Origin of the sequence: Paraburkholderia bryophila, from assembly GCF_003269035.1 — a bacterium.
Classification (GTDB): Bacteria; Pseudomonadota; Gammaproteobacteria; order Burkholderiales; family Burkholderiaceae; genus Paraburkholderia; species Paraburkholderia bryophila.
In genome coordinates this window covers 184,757-201,553 of the sequence record NZ_QLTK01000006.1, presented here as the reverse complement: position 1 = coordinate 201,553, position 16,797 = coordinate 184,757, and the positions used below count along the sequence as shown (strand labels likewise).

The window sequence follows — 16,797 nt, the reverse complement described above, 5'->3', positions numbered from 1 at the left end:
ACGTTGGAGCATGCGCCGCTCAGTTCCAACCGCGGCGCACTCGGCTCACGAATTCTTGTCCGCTTTGGTGCGTGCCTGCGTGGGGGTCTGGGCAAGCGGCGCGCTGTTCGGATCCTGGTCGGCGTTCATGGGCACCATATGGGCACGCACCGCGTCGCCCGGGCGAACACGCTGAATACCGTTCACGACGATGCGATCGGTCGCCTGCAAACCGCCCTTGACCACGCGCAGATTGCCCTGCATGGAACCCACCGAAATCTCGCGATACGCAACGTGATTATTCTGGTCGACCACCAGCACGAACTTCTTGTCCTGATCCGTGCCGACCGCGGCGTCGTCGATCAGCAGCGCCGCATGCGGCGCGCTGCCGCCCACCTTCACGCGTGCGTACAGACCCGGGATCAATGCACCATCCTCGTTATCGAAGCGCGCGCGCACCCGGATCGTGCCGGACGACGTGTCGAGACGGTTGTCGACCGATTCGATCGTGCCGCTGCGCGAGTAGCCGGTTTCATCGGCAAGGCCGAGTTCCACCGGCACCTTGCTGCCGTCTTTCGCACGGCTCAGGTATTGCAGGTAGGTCTGTTCGTCCGCGTCGAACGACGCGTAGATCGGTGAAACCGACACCAGCGTGGTCAGCGGTGCGGCGCTTGCACCCGCCGCCACCACGTTGCCTACCGTGATTTCCGCGCGCGACACGCGGCCCGCCACCGGCGCCACGATCTTCGTGTAGCCGAGATTGATACGGGCGGTTTCGAGCGCGGCTTGCGCGGCCTTCAGGTTGGCGCTCGCTTCACGCGCGGCGTTCTGACGGTCGTCGTAGTCGCGCTTGGCGATCGCGTTGTCGACGATCAGGCGTTGCGCACGCTCCCAATCGCTTTGCGTGTAACCCGTGCGCGCCTGCGCGGCCGCGAGTTGCGCTTCGGCGCGATCCACTTCCGCCGCGTACGGGCGCGGGTCGATCACGAACAGCGTGTCGCCCTTCTTCACGAGTGCGCCGTCCTTGAAGTTGACGGACACGATCGTGCCCGGCACCTGCGAACGCACGTCCACTTTTTCGACGGCCTCAAGGCGACCCGAATAGCTCTGCCAGTCGGTAATCGTCTTCTGCACCACGGTGGCGACGTCGACTTCCGGCACGATGGTCGGCGCGGCCGGCGAGCTTGCGTCGACGCGGATCGCGCCGAACGTGCCCAGCCCGGCCACGACGATGACGGCAAGCGCTGCAATCGCCACGCGGCGACGGGAAAGAGGAAGAATAGTCATGAAAAGCTCCCGGTATCGTTGATGGATTTCTGCTTATTTCTGTTCATCGATGGGCGCGTGCATCGAAGCGCCACTGAAAAAATTGCACCGCTTCCTGCAACGCGGGGGGATGATCGGCCAGTGCGGCATGCGACACGCTCGGATAGCGGACCACCTGGGTCTGCACTCCCGCGTCGATCAGACTGCTGGCGTATTTCTCCGCTTCCACGTGCAGCACGTCGTTTTGCGCCGTCACGATCAGCGTGGCCGGCAGGCCTGCGAGACGGCACGATTCGAGCGGCGCGGCATACGGATGCATGCGTTGCGACGCTTGCGGCAGATAGGCGCGATAACACGCCGCGCATTCCCTGGCCGTGATATCGGAGCCGAGCCGCTTTTCGTCGCCGAGCCGCGTGAGGCTCGGATCGAGCATCGGCCCGAACAGCGCCTGCGCGGCAATCTGCACGTCACCCCGATCACGCGCGATAAAAGCGAGGCAATTGGCCAATTGCCCGCCTGCATCGTGGCCGGCTACGCCAACCTTCCTGCTATTCCCGCCGAACGCGCGCGCTCGCGTTTGCACCCACAGCGCCGCGCGATGCGCGTCTTCCGGCGCCGCTGGAAACGGAAACTGCGGCGCCAACGAATAACCCACCGACACGACGAGTGCCGGTAAGTGTTCTGCGAAATACCGTGCGGCGTAGTCGGCCTGCTCGATCGAGCCCTTCGTAAAGCCGCCGCCGTGGAAGTAAAGCAATACCGGTAGTGCGGTCTTCTTGCCCTGCCGGTACAAACGCAACGTGATGTCCTGAGCGTGCCCTTCGATCCGCACGTCGGTGACGTCGAGTGCCGTGCCGTCCGCCTCTACCAGGCTGCTGCCGGTGGGCATGAAGGAGTACGGCGGTTTAAATGCATCCATGTCGAGCCGCGCAATGCGCATAGAACTTCAATGGTGCGAATTGTGGGTTCGGCAGACTCGTAAATAAATGCCTATAATCCGGCAACACAATTCGGCGCCCCTGAACAATCAGCTGCGATTGTCTGCGGATTCGTTTTCCCGCCCGGTGCGCCCGCCCCTTCCGGAGGTTTGCAATGGACCGGCTTCAGGCCATGCAAGTGTTCACGCGCGTCGTCGACACAAACAGCTTTACCCGCGCAGCGGAAACGCTCGACCTGCCGCGCGCGTCCGTTACTACCATCATTCAGAATCTCGAAGCGTTCCTCGGCACACGCCTGATGCACCGGACCACGCGGCGTCTGTCGCTCACGCCGGACGGCGCGGCGTACTACGAACGTTGCGTGCGCATCCTTGCGGATGTCGAAGAAACCGAAGCCAGTTTTCAGAGCGGCAATAAAAAGCCGCACGGCAAGCTGCGCATCGACATGCCGGGGTCGATCGGCCGCCTGCTGGTGATTCCTTCGCTGTGTGAATTCCACACACGCTATCCGGACATCGATCTGCAACTGGGTTTGACGGACCGGCCAGTCGACCTGTTGCAGGAAGGCGTGGATTGCGTGGTGCGAGTGGGCGCGCTACAGGATTCCTCGCTGGTGGCGCGACGTATCGGCCTGTTCGAGGGGGTGACCTGCGCAGCCCCGGATTACATCGAGCACGCCGGCATGCCGACTTCGCTCGACGATCTGGACAATCACAAAGCAGTCAATTACTTCTCGAGCCGCACGGGGCGCACTCTCGATTGGGCCTTCATGGTTGATGGCAAAGAAATTGAAGTGAAGATGAAGAGCATCGTATCGGTGAACGACGCGGACGCTTACGTGACTTGCGGACTTGAAGGCTTCGGTTTGATTCAGCCGGCGCTCTTCATGGTGCTGCCGCATCTGCGGTCGGGTCAGTTGGTAGAAGTGTTGCCGGAACTGAAGCCTTTGCCGATGCCAATTTCCGCAGTCTATCCGCACAGTCGCCATCTGTCGCCTAAAGTCCGCGTTTTCGTAGACTGGATTGCAGAGCTATTCGATCGTTGTCCATTGTTGAGTGGACGCGGCAGTCTGGATGCAACATGTACGAAGCGCACATTTGAAGAACGCGAATCTGCACCGACACTCGACACACCCGTGATCACCGAATGGGTTGCGTGAGCAACTGGAATTGAACGGCAATTGAAGTGCAGTTTCTGGAACAGTGAATTTCAACCGCGGCGCTAATGCCGCGGTTGCCTCGATCTACCGCCATTCGCGCGGGCTTCACAACGATTGTTCCGGAATCGCGACAATTCATTTCGCGAAAGTGCGATTTATCCGTACTGCTCCGAAGTCTACATTTCACCCTGTCGCGGCGCTGCTTGCGCTGCAAACGAATCGACAGAGGTGAATCATGAAACGCAATCTCCTGGCAGGTCTCGCTCTTTCGCTGCTTGCAAGCGCACCGGTGTTCGCACAGAGCAGTAGCGGCGGTATCGGCCGCGCCGGTAGTTATGAGACGCAACCGGCCGCAACGGTGGCCGCGACCGGCAAAACCCGTGCGGAAGTGCAGGCAGAACTGGTTGCCGCGTATCGCGACGGCTCGCTGGCCTCACTGAATCGCACCTCGTATCCCAACAAAGGCTTGATCGGTCAAACGCAAGCGGCGCGTATCGCCCTGCAGGAAGGCCATGACGGCGACGTCACGCGCGTAGCCGAAAAACAGTAACGCAAGGAAGTGAAGCAGCCGCAATGATTCGGTTTCCAAAAGAAACGCTCAAGCGGCGCCAACCATGCACTCTTCACAAAGGAGCACAACATGACACTCTCTGAACTCGACCATTGGGATACTGACGCACCCGTTTGGACACCGTACCGCGCGCCGCAACGGTAAATGCGTTGTTGGTAGCAGATGAGCCAGGCTGCGGTGTCGATCCTCCGCAGCCTGGTTTATTGGCTGAAGAGAACTAACGTTTGGGCACGCCGTCACGCCACTCGCCCCAATGCGTGGCGATATCCTGCACGAGCGGATTGCCTGAGCGGAAGAGGTTCTCAATCGCAATCGTGAAACCGCCTTGCGACGCGTAATTGAGCAGGTTGTCGGCGCTTGTCTGTCCATCATAAGGGCGGTCGAAATCGGAGCCCGCACGCAGCACGGCGACACGATTCAAATCGACCTTATGCACTGAGGCGGCGCGTTTCAGCGCTTCGTACGTGGCGTTGTCTTCCTGCTGCGTGGTGCAGTAAACCCCCTTTCCGTCCGTGAGAATCTTCGTCCAGTCGCGAGCGCGCTGCCCGATCAGCGTACCGGACCACCACGTATCGCCGGCGAGCGTGTCGCATTGAACCACCGACGGCGGCCGATTAGCCGGCGCGTACGAATACTTGGCCCGCGCGGCCTGAGCCTGCGCGTCGTCCGACAAGGCGACGTTACGCGAAAGCGCGAATGCCGTATCGGCGAGTTGCGTATTCAACTGAAACACTTCGGTCTTATAGTCGAGCGGCGGTTTCGCCGTGGGACCCGTCGTATTGATGCCGAGGTAGCCGGTATTCCAGTTCGACGGAATTTCACGCCCGTCGATCTCCCACTGAATCCCGAAGTCCACCAGATATTTCGCCCACGCGGCCGAACCCACCGTGCCCTGCTGCGGATCGATCCCCGCGATACCAGCAACCATGAAGTACGTGTGCCGCAAATCGAAGCGCGGCGAGAACGTGAGCGCCATGATCGATGCAGCGGCGTTGCTGTGCCCCATGCCCGTGGTCATCACGCACACGTCCTGCCGGTTGCAATGGACTGTCGGGTAATCGGGCGACAAACCGTCGACGGTAATGTCACGCCACGGCCCCAGCCGGTCGAGCCACACCTGGCCTTCCGGTCCAAACATCGAAATGATCATGACCTTGACGGGGCGGCCGTGCGAGCCGCCGTCGGCTTGCGAGAAATCGCCGTTGTCGTCAGCGCTGGCCGGGCCTGGCGTAAAGGCCGCGCAGGCCGCGAGCGTGATAGCGCAGAAAGCGCCGAGTGTGCGAGTCAGCATCGAGTTCTTCCTTTTTGCTGGTGATGCAGGTTGGGAAAGAGTGCCGCTTTCAAGCCGGAAGAAGTATAGGTGTGAGGAAATCATTTGCCACTACGCAGCGCATCATTTCCGAGCTCGACGGGACCGCGGCGCGAAAACACATGCGAATCGGCTCAATACGCATTTTTCGCCGGGTTCTTATAATCGATGGTTCGCAGCATGCCCCGAATGAATCCCGTTCAAAGGTGCACCGCCGTTGTGCACCTCACTTCGTACCTGGAGCATCACGATGGACTATGTGAAACTCGGCCGCACCGGCCTCGATGTATCGCGTCTTTGTCTTGGCTGCATGAGCTACGGCGTGCCCGCTCGCGGCACCCACCCCTGGTCGCTCGACGATGAAGCGTCGCGCCCGTTCATCAAGCAGGCGCTCGACTACGGCATCAATTTCTTCGATACCGCGAACGTCTATTCGGACGGCACCAGCGAGGAGATCGTCGGCCGCGCGCTGAAAGACTTTGCCAAACGCGACGAGATCGTGCTGGCCACCAAGGTCAACAGCCGCATGCATGCCGGCCCGAACGGCGCCGGTCTGTCGCGCAAGGCAATCATGTCGGAGATCGACAAAAGCTTGCGGCGCCTGGGTACGGACTACGTCGACCTGTATCAGATCCATCGCTGGGACTACGAGACGCCGATCGAAGAAACCATGGAGGCGCTGCACGATGTCGTGAAGGCCGGTAAGGCCCGCTATATCGGCGCGTCGTCGATGTACGCGTGGCAGTTCGCCAAGGCGTTGCACGTCGCGGAAAGCCATGGCTGGACGCGCTTCGTGACGATGCAGAACTACGTGAATCTGCTGTATCGCGAGGAAGAGCGGGAAATGCTGCCGCTGTGCGAAAACGAAGGGATTGGTGTGATTCCGTGGAGTCCGCTCGCGCGCGGGCGTCTGACGCGCGACTGGAATACCGAAAGCGCACGCTCCGAAACCGACGAATTCGGCCAGACGCTGTACGCGCAGACCGAAGACGCGGATCGCAAGATCGTCGAACGGGTCAGCAAGATTGCCGGCGACCGCGGTGTGCCGCGCGCACAGGTGGCGTTGGCGTGGGTATTGCAGAAGCAGCCGATCACCGCGCCGATTGTCGGCGCGACCAAGCTGCATCATCTGGACGATGCGGTCGCCGCTCTGTCGTTGAAGCTGAGCGACGACGAAATCCGCCAGCTCGAAGAACTATATGTTCCGCACGCGGTGACCGGCTTCAAATAAGCCGGTTTCAAACGCGCGGCACGTCCGGCTCGAAAAACACCCACCGGACTTGCGGGAACGTCGCCTGCAAGTCCGCTTCGATCACGTTGATCGCGTCGACCATCGCGCGGCCGCTGGCGTAGTCGATCATTTCGGCCTGCACGGCCACCACCACATGGCGGCCCCATTGCAGCGTGATCATGTTGATGATGCTGCGAATTTCAGTCCGCGCCTGCAAATGCGCCTCGATCGCGCGACGCACTTCCGGGCTCGCCGACTCGCCGACGATCATCGACTTCACCTCGCGCGCCACCAGCCACGCGATCACCATCAACAGCAGCCCCACGCCGATCGAACCTAGCGCGTCGTAGACGGGATTGCCGGTCACCATGGTCAGCAGCACGGCAACGAACGCCATCGCGAGTCCCGCCAGCGCCGCGATATCCTCGCCCGCGACCACCAGCAAGTCGGATTCACGCGTCTCGCGAAACCAGCGCCACATGCTCTTGTCCGGATGCGTCTTGCGGATCTCCTTCACCGCGCCCCAAAGCGACAACGCCTCCAGCACGACCGACACGCCGAGTACCACCAACGCCACATATGCATACTGCAGCGGCTCACGCGCGAAGAGCCTGTGCACGCCCTCATACACCGAGAACGCGCCGCCGACGAAGAACAGCAGCAGCGCCACCAGCAGCGAATAGAAATTGATCTCGCGCCCGCTGCCCATGGGGTGCAAAGGGCTCGCCGGCTTGCGCGCTTCACGCAGACCGAATAGCAGAAGCAGTTGATTACCGCAGTCGGCGGTCGAGTGAATCGCTTCCGCGAACATCGAGCCGGAACCGGTGAACGCGGCGGCGGCGAACTTGCAGACGGCAATACCGAGGTTGGCGGCGAGGGCGTAGAAAATGGCTTTCGGCGATTCTTCTTTCATCGTCGTGGAGGGTGTCGGTGGGGTCGGCGCCAATCATACCGCACCGCCTCCACACGACCGCCACGGTCACCTCGACCGATGAACCTCGCGGCGATATCAGCGTCGACATCGCCTCCTCCTCTCAAGCCTCAGTTCTTGACCGCAGCGGTCGTCGTGGCGGCCGCCGTCGTCGCTGCGCCCGCTTCGTGACCGGCCGCTTCCAGAATCAGATTGGCGATTTCCTGCGGATGAGACACGAGCGACAGATGGCCCGCGTCGAGTTCAATCGTTTTCGCCTTCATACGCGCGGCGAGGAAGCGCTCCAGATCGGGAGAGATGGTCTGATCGTCTTTGGACACGGCATAAAACGTCGGCTTGACGTGCCAACCGGCCGCCGTGGTGCGCTCGCCGAACAGCGAAGCCGCCGTCGGCCATTGTTCCGCGTACATCGCCTTCGCCTGGTCAGGCGTGACCCCGTTTGCAAAATAGCGCAGGTAGGCGGTTTCGGAAATGGTGGTCAGGCCGTCATGATTCTCGACGCCCGCACGCACCGGCATGGTCGGAAATTTGCCCGACAGCGCGACGAAATCCTCGCCGGCGTCGGGCGCGCGCGCGGCGACATACACGAGCGCCGACACCTTCGGATCGTTGCCCACGTCGCTCACTACCGTACCGGCCCACGAGTGGCCGACCAGCACCGTCAGACCGTCCTGCAAAGCCAGCGCGCGGCGCGTGGCCGCATCGGAATCCGCGAGCGACGTGAGTGGGTTCTGAACCGCCGTTACATGCATGCCGGCCGCCTGAAGGCGCTCCACCACGCCATTCCAGCTGGAGCCGTCAGCCCAGGCGCCATGCACCAGAACGACATTGTTGGCGCGCACGGGCTGAGCGATTTGCGCCGATGCTTCATTCAGGAACAGTGGCGCTGTCAGCGCGACAAGTGCAACGACATTCGAGAGGCGAAAGGTTTTCATGACTGGTCGGAATAGATTGATGAAGGTCGACGAACTCCCTATCGCGACATGACCGCGATACGAAGCCAGGTTTTCTACAGGTGACTCCAGCGTTAACCCGGTTTCATCCGCTTTATTCCAGATATTTTTTTCGGCCGCCCCAGCCGATAAATTCCGCCGATCGCACCGTTTGAATAAATTCATCGGGCTGCAGCGGAATAGTTGCGCCTGCATAGTGTTGTGCATGACAGCGTGCGCGAACAACACGGGTTGTACGGTCTTTTCGCGCCGCGCCATTCCAACTCCGCGCCAGGAAAGAGACCATGACGATCGTTCGCCGGCTTATCGTGACGCTCGGCGAGGAAATCGCCACGACGTCCGACGCGCAGGGCAACAGCATTCAAGAGGTGAACGTGGCGATCAATCAGATCGACGAATTGACCTAGCAGAATGGGGCGTTTGTCGAAGAGGCGGCCGCCGCCCAATCTCTCGATGAGCAGGTGACCCGTCTGGAGGAGACCGTTGCGGTCTTCAGAGCGGGCGTGAAATAAATAGAAGGCTTGACTCGCGCGCGGGCCGACCTGAACGGCCCGGCGCTTTCATCGCCCCAACCGGATCACGCGCGGATCAAGCGCGCGGATCGGGCGCGCCGTTGTCGTTGCTGCCGACGGTGGTCGTCACCTGGCCGTTGTACAACTGCTTGCCGAGCGCGTCGAGATCCACCGTGCCGGGTTCGCCGATCAGCGCGTAGCCAAGTTGTCCGCGACGCCATGAAACCACGGCCATGCCGTGCACGTTGGCGTCGGACGGCGCGGCGTCCGCCTTCGCCTCTTTCAGCACGCACAGCGCGACAGGATTGCCCTTTTGCGGCAGATACACGATCTGCACGAGCGCCTTGTCATGAAAGCGTAAGCGCTGCACGCGCTTGAACGTGAGGCCCTGGCGGCTCAGATCGGGAATCTGCATGGCGAGGTTGTCGACGTGGCGAATGTCGGCGACGGTGGCCGTCGTCACATTCATGTCGGGCTGCAACAGCGCGACCGTATCGCGTGTGTAAAGCTGCTGATAGCCGGCAGCCGCCTTGATCCACGGCATCATGGCGGCGTCGTTCGACGCGGTGACAACGCCACCACTACCGCTGTTGCCGTTGCCCGCCAATTGCGGCACCAACCGCAACGCGAGGCCGCAACAGAATGCGCCCGCAACGAACGCGACGGCGAGCTTCGGCCACGACAGCATGGGCAGCGATCTGGCGCGTGGCTTCAGGCGATGCACGTTCTCGCCCAAAGACGCTTCTTCAGTCTCGCCACGGGGCGCAGCATCGGCCACTCCGGCCGCGTGCTGCTGCGCGGATGCATTCGCGAGATGCTGACGAATCATGTCGTCGACACTTCGGCTCAGCGATTCAGGCACCGGCGGCAGCGATTGCTGATCGAATGCTTCCGCATAGGGGAGTTGCGACGCGCGCAGCAACGACACACGCGATGCGATCTCCGTGGACTCCTGAATCGCATGTTCGACTTTTATGCACTCGTCCTCCGGCAGATCGCCGTCGACGTAGGCTAGCAGGATGGCGTCATCGATCTTCATTGCGCCGCTCTCTGTGTGTTGCCGGTTGAGCGCGCCGCCGACGCGTCGCGCTCGCCGAATTGCGCGCCGATAGTCTGGCGCGCGCGGGACAGCCGGCTCATGATCGTGCCGATCGGCACGCCGAGCGTTTCGGCTGCTTCTGCGTAGCTCATTCCTTCGACCGCGATCAGCAGCATCACGATCCGCTGCGCGTCGGGCAAACGCTCGACAGCCGCGATGATCTCGCCGCTCAGCAAGCTCGCTTCCGGATTGCGTGCGCCGGGATCGGCCACCGTTTCGAGAAAGTTATCGTCCCATTCCATACTGGAACGGCTGCGCACGTTACGCGCGCGCAATTCGTTGATCCAGGTGGAGTGAACGATCGAGAACATCCAGCTCAGCGGCGACGTCCCCGGCTGCAGTTGACTGGCGCGTTCGAGTCCCCGCACACAGGCACGCTGGAGTACATCTTCGGCGTCGTGCTGATTTCCGCACAGCCGCAAGGAGAATGCCCACAGCCGCGGCAGCATGCCCGGCAGTAAATTCGGCAGATTCTCAGCATCTGCTGTTGACATGATTGACTGGCTGAAAGCAGGGGTTGCGGGCGGGCGAGGCGGCCGAAAAACCGGCCGTTGCGGGCAGGCCACGAAGTTCGCGGATTGTACAACGTTAGTCATGACGCTGCCGCCGCAAAAAAATGCACGGAATCCGACAACCCGGTCGTTTTAGATGTGAAGCCAACTAAACAGACTGCTTCCCTTAACTAAACAATTTTCAGCCGGAATGGCTCGATGACGGACCGAAGGAACACAACGAGACGACCTGCAAGGGCCATCGCACACACTCGTTGCAATGGCACCAACGCCGGTCAGACGCGCTCGAAGTTAGCCGACGCGAACGCCCAGTTCAAATGACGCGAGACGGTGGCAACCAGATAGTCCGGACGGCGATTCTGATAGTCGAGGTAATACGCGTGCTCCCACACGTCGACGGTGAGCAGCGGCGCGAGACCGGCCGTGAACGGTGTTTCCGCATTGCCGGTCTTGACGACCGCGAGTTCGCCGCGATCGACGACCAGCCATCCCCAGCCACTGCCGAATTGCGACGCCGATGTCGCCACCAGCGCTTTCGACAACGCCTCGATCGAGCCGAACTTGCGTTCGATCGCGGCCTGCAGCTTCGCGCTCGGCGTGGTCGCGGCAGGAGTCAGCGAGTTCCAGTAGAAGTTGTGATTCCACGCTTGCGCCGCGTTGTTGAATACGTCGGCGAGCATCGGCTGATCGTGCGACTGCACGATGATCTGCTCGAGCGACGCCTGTTCGAGCGGCGTGCCGACCAGCAGCTTGTGCAGATTGTCGAAATACGCCCGATGGTGCTTGCCGTAGTGAATCCCAACCGTGCGCGCCGAGATGGTCGGCTCGAGTGCGTTTTCCGCGTAAGGCAACGCCGGCAGCGTTTGCGGCGACACGCCGAGGTACGCAGGTACGACGCTGAGCGTGGGCTTCGCGGCAGTCGGTGCCGTCTGGCCGAAAGCAAATCTGGAAAGCGCGACGCCGACCGAAGCCAGCGACCCGGTTGCAATCAGGCGACGGCGGGAAATAAGCGAATTGAGCATGACGGGTACCGTGATTGTGGAGAGAGCGCGGCCATCGCCCGAATGACGGTGAGTCGTGGCCACTCACACAGAACAGCCGACCTCCTCCCACTATTCCAACGTAAAGCGAATTTTTTTCGCGCGATCGGCAAGCCGCCATGCATTCCTGACGGCACGCGGCAATCGGCGGGACGATGTATATCACGTACGCGCTGCTCGGTCCCCACGGCCGTACGCAGGTCAACGGCGCGGGCGACGGCACGACCTTCAGGCAGCCCGGCATCTGGGGCATCGGCTTTGGCAACGGCTTCGCGAATCAGTCGCTCAACACGCTGTTTTTCGCGGCAGGGCCGACGCCGACAAGCGGGGTGTATGGACGTATCGACGCGACGCCGTCAGCGTGCCGCGCGCTTGACGCATGCACACGGGCCGGGCTGATACAAGCCGGCCCGTGTGCGCCGATCCGCTCGCGCGTTACGCTCTTTCCAACGCCGCCATCTCGCGCACGATCACCAGCAGCATCGACAGACTCGCGCCGCCCGTGGCTCGCAAATCGGCCAGCAAACGACCGTAACGTTCGAGCTGCGCAACACGTTTGTCGCGCCAGGCCTGAACCAGCGCATCCGCCGTCGACGCTTCGTCGGCGTCGGTTAGCGCACTCATGGTCAGTGCGCGTTTCAGGCGTGCAAGCTCGGCCAATGCCGTTGCGCGTGCAAGCATGTCCCAGTGCGTGGGTGCGGGCAACGCCGCCGCACGCTCGCTGATCCAACTGTAGTTCAGCAGCGTGCCGAGCGCGAAATACACGCCCGCGACGAGTTCGAGGCTGCGCCCGCAGGTCGACGCCACTTCGGCGATATCGAGCAACGCGGCCGAGATCTCGCCGCTCGCGATCCGCACCGCGAGTTCGCCGTCCACGCCGGCATCCACGAGCACGCGTTGGCGCTCGGACAACGCGTCGAGATCGGCCTCCGGCAGCAACGCGGGCCATTGCGGCGCGAGGCGCTGCGCCGCGTCGCGGCAACGCGCGAGCAGACCGGCCACGTCGCCGCTGCTGACCGCGCCCGATTGCAATTGCCGCAAGAACCACAGCGCCGAACGTTCGACCAGCCGCGCGACTTCGACGAACATACGCGCCTGCACGTCGTCGGCGACGCGATTATCCAGCGCGTCGATACTGCGCCAGACGTCGTCGAGATCGAACACGTCGCGCGCCATGATGCAGGCGCGCACGATATCGCCCGGCTGCGCGTCGGTTTCCTCCATCAACCGATGCACGAACTCGCATCCCACCCGGTTCACCAAGGCATTGGTCAAATGCGTCGCGAGGATTTCGCGGCGCAACGGATGGCGCTGCATCGGTTCGCTAAAGCGCTGACGCAACGGTTTCGGGAAGTACTGAACCAGCATCTCGCTGACGAGCGGGTCCTCGGGCATGGTCGAGTCGAGCAGCGCGTCGTATAACCACATCTTGCTGTACGCGAGCAACACCGCGCGTTCGGGCGTGGTGAGACCTTGTTTCGCCGCCAGCCGTTCGGCGATTTCTTCATCGGTCGGCAGAAACTCGATCACGCGATTCAGGCGGCCCGCGCGCTCGAGATAACGCATCAGACGCGCCTCGGCATCGAGCAACTCGACACCGTAGCGGCCCGCGATCGACAGCGCCTGCGTCTGGTAGTAGTTGTCCTGTAACACGAGCAGGCCAACCTCGTCGGTCATTTCGGCGAGCAACGTGTTTCGCTGTTTCCCGGTCATCTCGCCATCCGCGACTACCAGTCCCAGCAGGATCTTGATGTTGACCTCATGGTCCGAGCAGTCGACGCCCGCGGAATTGTCGATCGCATCCGTATTGATGCGGCCGCCGCGCTGCGCGAACTCGATACGCCCAAGCTGCGTGAGACCGAGATTGCCCCCTTCGGCGACGACCTTGCAGTGCAGATCGGCACCGTTCACGCGGATCGCGTCGTTGGCGCGGTCGCCGACCTGCAGATGCGTTTCGCGGCTCGCTTTCACATACGTGCCGATACCGCCGTTGTAAAGCAGATCGACCGGCGCCTGCAGGATCGCCCGCATCAACTCGGTCGGCGCGAGCGCCGGCGCGCTGACGCCGAGCACCGCCTGCACCGCGGGCGACAAAGGAATCGTCTTGGCGGTACGCGGAAACACGCCGCCGCCCGCTGAAATCAGCGCGGGATCGTAATCGGCCCAACTCGAACGATCGAGACCGAACAGACGCCCACGCTCGGCGAGACTGCTGGCCGGATCGGGATTCGGATCGAGAAAGATATGCCGATGATCGAACGCGGCCACCAGCTTGATATGCGGCGACAACAGCATGCCGTTGCCGAACACGTCGCCGGACATGTCACCCACGCCGACCACCGTGAAGTCCATGGTCTGCGTATCGACGCCCATCTCGCGAAAGTGCCGCTTGACCGACTCCCACGCGCCGCGCGCGGTGATCGCCATCTTCTTGTGGTCGTAGCCGACCGAGCCGCCCGACGCGAACGCGTCGTCGAGCCAGAAACCGTATTCCTGCGAGATCGCGTTCGCGTAGTCGGAGAAGGTCGCCGTGCCTTTGTCGGCGGCGACCACCAGATACGGATCGTCGGGATCGTGCCGCACCACGTCGGGCGGCGGCACCACGGTCGCCCCCGCGAGGTTGTCGGTGACGTCGAGCAGACCGCGCAGGAAGGTCTGATAGCACGCAACCCCTTCGCGCATCCACGCGTCGCGCTCGCTCTGCGGCGGCGGATTCTTCACGACGAAGCCGCCTTTCGACCCGACCGGCACGATCACCACGTTCTTCACCATCTGCGCTTTCATCAGGCCGAGCACTTCCGTGCGGAAGTCCTCGCGTCGATCCGACCAGCGCAGACCGCCGCGCGCTACACGGCCGCCGCGCAAATGCACGCCTTCCACGCGTGGGGAGTACACCCAGATTTCGAACATCGGTTTCGGCTCGGGCAAGCCCGGCACTTGCGACGGATCGAACTTGAACGACAAATACGGCTTCGGCTGGCCCTCCGCGTTGAAGCGATAGTAGTTGGTGCGCTGCGTGGCCTTGATCACGCCGAGAAACTGCCGGAGTATGCGGTCCTCGTCGAGATTCGGCACCTGATCGAGCGCGCTGTCGATCGTACGCAGCCAGCCGTCCACGCGCGCTTCGCGGGTCTCGCCGAGCACCGGATCGAAACGCGCAATAAACAGTTCGACCAGCATCCGCGCGATCTCGGGGTTCCCGGTCACTGCGCGTTCGATATACGCGTCGCTAAAGGTGGAGCCGACCTGGCGCAGATATTTGGCATATGCACGCAGTATCGTCACCTCGCGCGCATTCAGTTGCGCGCGCAACACGAGTCGATTGAAATCGTCGCTCTCGATCGCGCCGGTCCACACCTGCTCGAACGCTTCCTCGAACAGATCCTTGACCCGTTCGATATCGAACTCCGCGTCGTCCGCGAGTTCCAGGCCGAAGTCATGAATCCACGCGGGTGTCGCGTCCAGCGCTTCGATCAGATACGGCCGCTCTTCATCGACGCGCACGCCCAGATGCTCCAGCATCGGCAAACTGCGCGACAGCGCGATCGGCAAACCGGCACGGTAGACCTTGAAGCGGAACGCACGTGGGCCCGCTTCGATCGGGCGATACAGGTTCATCGCGAGCCGCTCGCTGCCCTGCACGCGCTCGATCAGTTCGATATCGCGCACCGCCGTGCGAGCGGGATAATCGTCGCGATAACCGGCCGGAAAGGAATCCGCGTAGTGTTGCAGCAGACGGTTGCCCTGCTCTTCGCCGAAGGCGTCGAGCAAGGCGTCGGCCAGATCGTCCTGCCAGCGGCGCGCCACGTGAACGAGCCGCGCCTCCAGTTCTCGCGTGTCGACGTTGGGCATGCCGCCCGGTTTCGCATGCACGACAAAATGAATGCGCGCCAGCGTCGACTCCGACAGCAGCGGCGTGAATTCGACGTTTTCGCCGTTGAACGCCTCAGCCAGTAACGTCGCGATCCGTTGCCGCAAATCGGTGTTGTACTTGTCGCGCGGCACGAACACCAGACACGACACGAAACGGTCGAACCGGTCGCGCCGTATAAACAGGCGCGTGCGTTGATGTTCCTGCAAACGCAGCACGCCGAGCGCGATGTCGTAGAGCTGGTCTTCGTCGGCCTGAAACAACTCGTCGCGCGGATAGGTTTCGAGCACGGTTACCAGCGATTTCGCCAGATGACCTTTCGGCAGGAATCCCGCTCGCCGCACGATATTCGCGCATTTGCGCCGCACGATCGGAATCTCGGCGGCTGAAACGAAATAAGCGGTCGACGTATAAAGGCCGATGAAACGACGCTCGCCGGTCACCTTGCCGTCCGCGCCCGTGAGCTTGATTCCGACGTAGTCCAGATAGCCCGGACGATGCACCGTGGCGCGTGAATTCGCCTTGGTCAGAAAGATCGGCGACGAACCGGCGATGATGTCGGCTGCCGCCGGCGGCAACGGCGTGACGTCGGGCGCGCCGATGGGCTTCAGTTCGTCGCGCAGAATGCCGAGCCCCGAGCCCGGCACCGGACGCAAACCGTAGCCGATATCGTGCTGCACCAACTCATAATCGCGCTGGCCGAGAAACGTGAAGTGATCGGCCACCATCCATTCGAGAAACGAGCGCGCCTCGAGTCCTTCCGGCCCGGCTTCTCCCGCTTTCATACCTTTAATGGTGCCGCGCGCGAGTTCGACGATCTTCGGCCAGTCTTCCACCGCGGCGCGCACGTCGCGCAACACCTTCGCAATTTCGTCGCGCAGCGCGTCGAGTTTTGCGGCGTCGCCGCATCGGTCGACTTCGAAGTGAATGAACGACGTGAGTTGCGAGCGCGAGTCGGTGGCATCTTCGGCGCCCTGGCCGACGCGCGCGATCGCGCCGTCGGGGCCGCGCCAGATCCGGAACACCGGATGCACGACCGAATGCAGCGCGAGCCGCAGACCGTTGACCGCCATCGACACCGAATCGACCAGAAACGGCATGTCGTCGTTGACGATTTCGATCACCGTGTGATCGGAATGCCAGCCGTGCTGTTCGAGGATCGGGTTATAGACGCGCAGCCGTTCGGCGCCGGGCACGAAGCGCTGCGCGGTTTGCCAGTGCGCAAGCGCCGCGCCGTAGAGGTCGGCGATCGAGCGGCTTTGCAGGTCGTCGGCGTCGACGAAATCGTAGTAATGCCGCAGAAACGGCTCGACGATGTGAAAGGTCGGCTCCGGCAAACGCCCTCGCGCAAAGTCGACGACATCGTTCAGCAGGTGTGTGACGGCTTCTTCGTTCCTGGCTTGCATGATCAACTCCCCCGGCTAGT

The 16,797-nt window shown here is 62.3% G+C and carries 14 protein-coding genes; 4 read left to right on the top strand and 10 right to left on the bottom strand.

Features of this window, described 5'->3' with window-relative positions; translation table 11 throughout:
- Window positions 1-45: 45 nt before the first annotated feature.
- Window positions 46-1,266, bottom strand: coding sequence for an efflux RND transporter periplasmic adaptor subunit (locus BX591_RS12905; RefSeq protein ID WP_111931814.1), 1,221 nt, complete (start codon window positions 1,264-1,266; stop codon window positions 46-48).
- Between the two features lie 43 nt (window positions 1,267-1,309).
- The gene (locus tag BX591_RS12900) at window positions 1,310-2,164 is read right to left on the bottom strand and encodes an alpha/beta hydrolase (protein WP_111931962.1); all 855 of its coding nucleotides are present in this window, start codon (window positions 2,162-2,164) and stop codon (window positions 1,310-1,312) included.
- Between the two features lie 173 nt (window positions 2,165-2,337).
- Between BX591_RS12900 and BX591_RS12895 the strand changes: the two genes are divergently transcribed.
- Both BX591_RS12895 and BX591_RS12890 read left to right on the top strand, forming a co-directional pair.
- The gene (locus BX591_RS12895) at window positions 2,338-3,342 is read left to right on the top strand and encodes a LysR family transcriptional regulator (protein ID WP_111931813.1); all 1,005 of its coding nucleotides are present in this window, start codon (window positions 2,338-2,340) and stop codon (window positions 3,340-3,342) included.
- A gap of 235 nt (window positions 3,343-3,577) precedes the next feature.
- Window positions 3,578-3,892, top strand: a complete 315-nt coding sequence (locus tag BX591_RS12890) for a DUF4148 domain-containing protein (protein WP_111931812.1) — start codon at window positions 3,578-3,580, stop codon at window positions 3,890-3,892.
- A gap of 238 nt (window positions 3,893-4,130) precedes the next feature.
- On the opposite strand, the gene BX591_RS12885 is transcribed toward BX591_RS12890, so the two are convergent.
- Window positions 4,131-5,204, bottom strand: coding sequence for a purine-nucleoside phosphorylase (locus BX591_RS12885; protein WP_111931811.1), 1,074 nt, complete (start codon window positions 5,202-5,204; stop codon window positions 4,131-4,133).
- 268 nt (window positions 5,205-5,472) lie between these two features.
- On the opposite strand from BX591_RS12885, the gene BX591_RS12880 reads away from it, so the two are divergent.
- The gene (locus tag BX591_RS12880) at window positions 5,473-6,453 is read left to right on the top strand and encodes an aldo/keto reductase (protein ID WP_111931810.1); all 981 of its coding nucleotides are present in this window, start codon (window positions 5,473-5,475) and stop codon (window positions 6,451-6,453) included.
- 7 nt (window positions 6,454-6,460) lie between these two features.
- On the opposite strand, the gene BX591_RS12875 is transcribed toward BX591_RS12880, so the two are convergent.
- From BX591_RS12875 to BX591_RS36090, 3 genes are all read right to left on the bottom strand, one after another.
- Window positions 6,461-7,366: a cation diffusion facilitator family transporter gene (locus tag BX591_RS12875; protein ID WP_111931809.1), complete on the bottom strand. Its 906-nt coding sequence runs from the start codon at window positions 7,364-7,366 to the stop codon at window positions 6,461-6,463.
- Window positions 7,367-7,494: 128 nt separating this feature from the next.
- Complete coding sequence (locus BX591_RS12870; protein ID WP_111931808.1) at window positions 7,495-8,319, bottom strand: alpha/beta fold hydrolase; 825 nt, start codon at window positions 8,317-8,319, stop codon at window positions 7,495-7,497.
- Window positions 8,320-8,431: 112 nt separating this feature from the next.
- Window positions 8,432-8,623, bottom strand: a complete 192-nt coding sequence (locus BX591_RS36090; RefSeq protein ID WP_146749758.1) for a hypothetical protein — start codon at window positions 8,621-8,623, stop codon at window positions 8,432-8,434.
- On the opposite strand from BX591_RS36090, the gene BX591_RS37145 reads away from it, so the two are divergent.
- Entirely contained in the window at window positions 8,622-8,744 is a 123-nt protein-coding gene (locus BX591_RS37145; RefSeq protein ID WP_276330766.1) for a hypothetical protein, read from the top strand. The two genes, BX591_RS36090 and BX591_RS37145, sit on opposite strands and share 2 nt — an antisense overlap.
- Window positions 8,745-8,925: 181 nt before the next feature.
- On the opposite strand, the gene BX591_RS12865 is transcribed toward BX591_RS37145, so the two are convergent.
- The 4 genes from BX591_RS12865 to BX591_RS12845 form a co-directional block, all read right to left on the bottom strand.
- Window positions 8,926-9,888, bottom strand: a complete 963-nt coding sequence (locus BX591_RS12865; RefSeq protein WP_111931807.1) for an anti-sigma factor family protein — start codon at window positions 9,886-9,888, stop codon at window positions 8,926-8,928.
- A complete protein-coding gene (locus tag BX591_RS12860; protein ID WP_111931806.1) occupies window positions 9,885-10,442 on the bottom strand; it encodes an RNA polymerase sigma factor in 558 nt (185 codons plus the stop codon). Before BX591_RS12860 ends, BX591_RS12865 begins: the two co-directional genes overlap by 4 nt.
- A 293-nt stretch (window positions 10,443-10,735) precedes the next feature.
- Window positions 10,736-11,482 carry a superoxide dismutase gene (locus tag BX591_RS12855; RefSeq protein WP_111931805.1) on the bottom strand — a complete coding sequence of 249 codons (747 nt, stop codon included), beginning with the start codon at window positions 11,480-11,482 and terminating at the stop codon, window positions 10,736-10,738.
- A 453-nt stretch (window positions 11,483-11,935) separates the two neighbouring features.
- Window positions 11,936-16,777, bottom strand: a complete 4,842-nt coding sequence (locus tag BX591_RS12845) for an NAD-glutamate dehydrogenase (protein ID WP_111931804.1) — start codon at window positions 16,775-16,777, stop codon at window positions 11,936-11,938.
- Window positions 16,778-16,797: the final 20 nt, after the last annotated feature.

What these genes read in the sequence shown, in the direction of transcription:
- BX591_RS12900 (WP_111931962.1), bottom strand. Translation starts at nt 2,164, where the DNA reads ATGGATGCATTTAAACCGCCGTACTCCTTCATGCCCACCGGCAGCAGC.
- BX591_RS12875 (WP_111931809.1), bottom strand. Translation starts at nt 7,366, where the DNA reads ATGAAAGAAGAATCGCCGAAAGCCATTTTCTACGCCCTCGCCGCCAAC.
- BX591_RS12870 (WP_111931808.1), bottom strand. Translation starts at nt 8,319, where the DNA reads ATGAAAACCTTTCGCCTCTCGAATGTCGTTGCACTTGTCGCGCTGACA.
- BX591_RS36090 (WP_146749758.1), bottom strand. Translation starts at nt 8,623, where the DNA reads ATGGTCTCTTTCCTGGCGCGGAGTTGGAATGGCGCGGCGCGAAAAGAC.
- BX591_RS12845 (WP_111931804.1), bottom strand. Translation starts at nt 16,777, where the DNA reads ATGCAAGCCAGGAACGAAGAAGCCGTCACACACCTGCTGAACGATGTC.
- BX591_RS12880 (WP_111931810.1), top strand. Translation starts at nt 5,473, where the DNA reads ATGGACTATGTGAAACTCGGCCGCACCGGCCTCGATGTATCGCGTCTT.
- BX591_RS12895 (WP_111931813.1), top strand. Translation starts at nt 2,338, where the DNA reads ATGGACCGGCTTCAGGCCATGCAAGTGTTCACGCGCGTCGTCGACACA.
- BX591_RS12860 (WP_111931806.1), bottom strand. Translation starts at nt 10,442, where the DNA reads ATGTCAACAGCAGATGCTGAGAATCTGCCGAATTTACTGCCGGGCATG.
- BX591_RS37145 (WP_276330766.1), top strand. Translation starts at nt 8,622, where the DNA reads ATGACGATCGTTCGCCGGCTTATCGTGACGCTCGGCGAGGAAATCGCC.
- BX591_RS12885 (WP_111931811.1), bottom strand. Translation starts at nt 5,204, where the DNA reads ATGCTGACTCGCACACTCGGCGCTTTCTGCGCTATCACGCTCGCGGCC.
- BX591_RS12855 (WP_111931805.1), bottom strand. Translation starts at nt 11,482, where the DNA reads ATGCTCAATTCGCTTATTTCCCGCCGTCGCCTGATTGCAACCGGGTCG.
- BX591_RS12890 (WP_111931812.1), top strand. Translation starts at nt 3,578, where the DNA reads ATGAAACGCAATCTCCTGGCAGGTCTCGCTCTTTCGCTGCTTGCAAGC.
- BX591_RS12905 (WP_111931814.1), bottom strand. Translation starts at nt 1,266, where the DNA reads ATGACTATTCTTCCTCTTTCCCGTCGCCGCGTGGCGATTGCAGCGCTT.
- BX591_RS12865 (WP_111931807.1), bottom strand. Translation starts at nt 9,888, where the DNA reads ATGAAGATCGATGACGCCATCCTGCTAGCCTACGTCGACGGCGATCTG.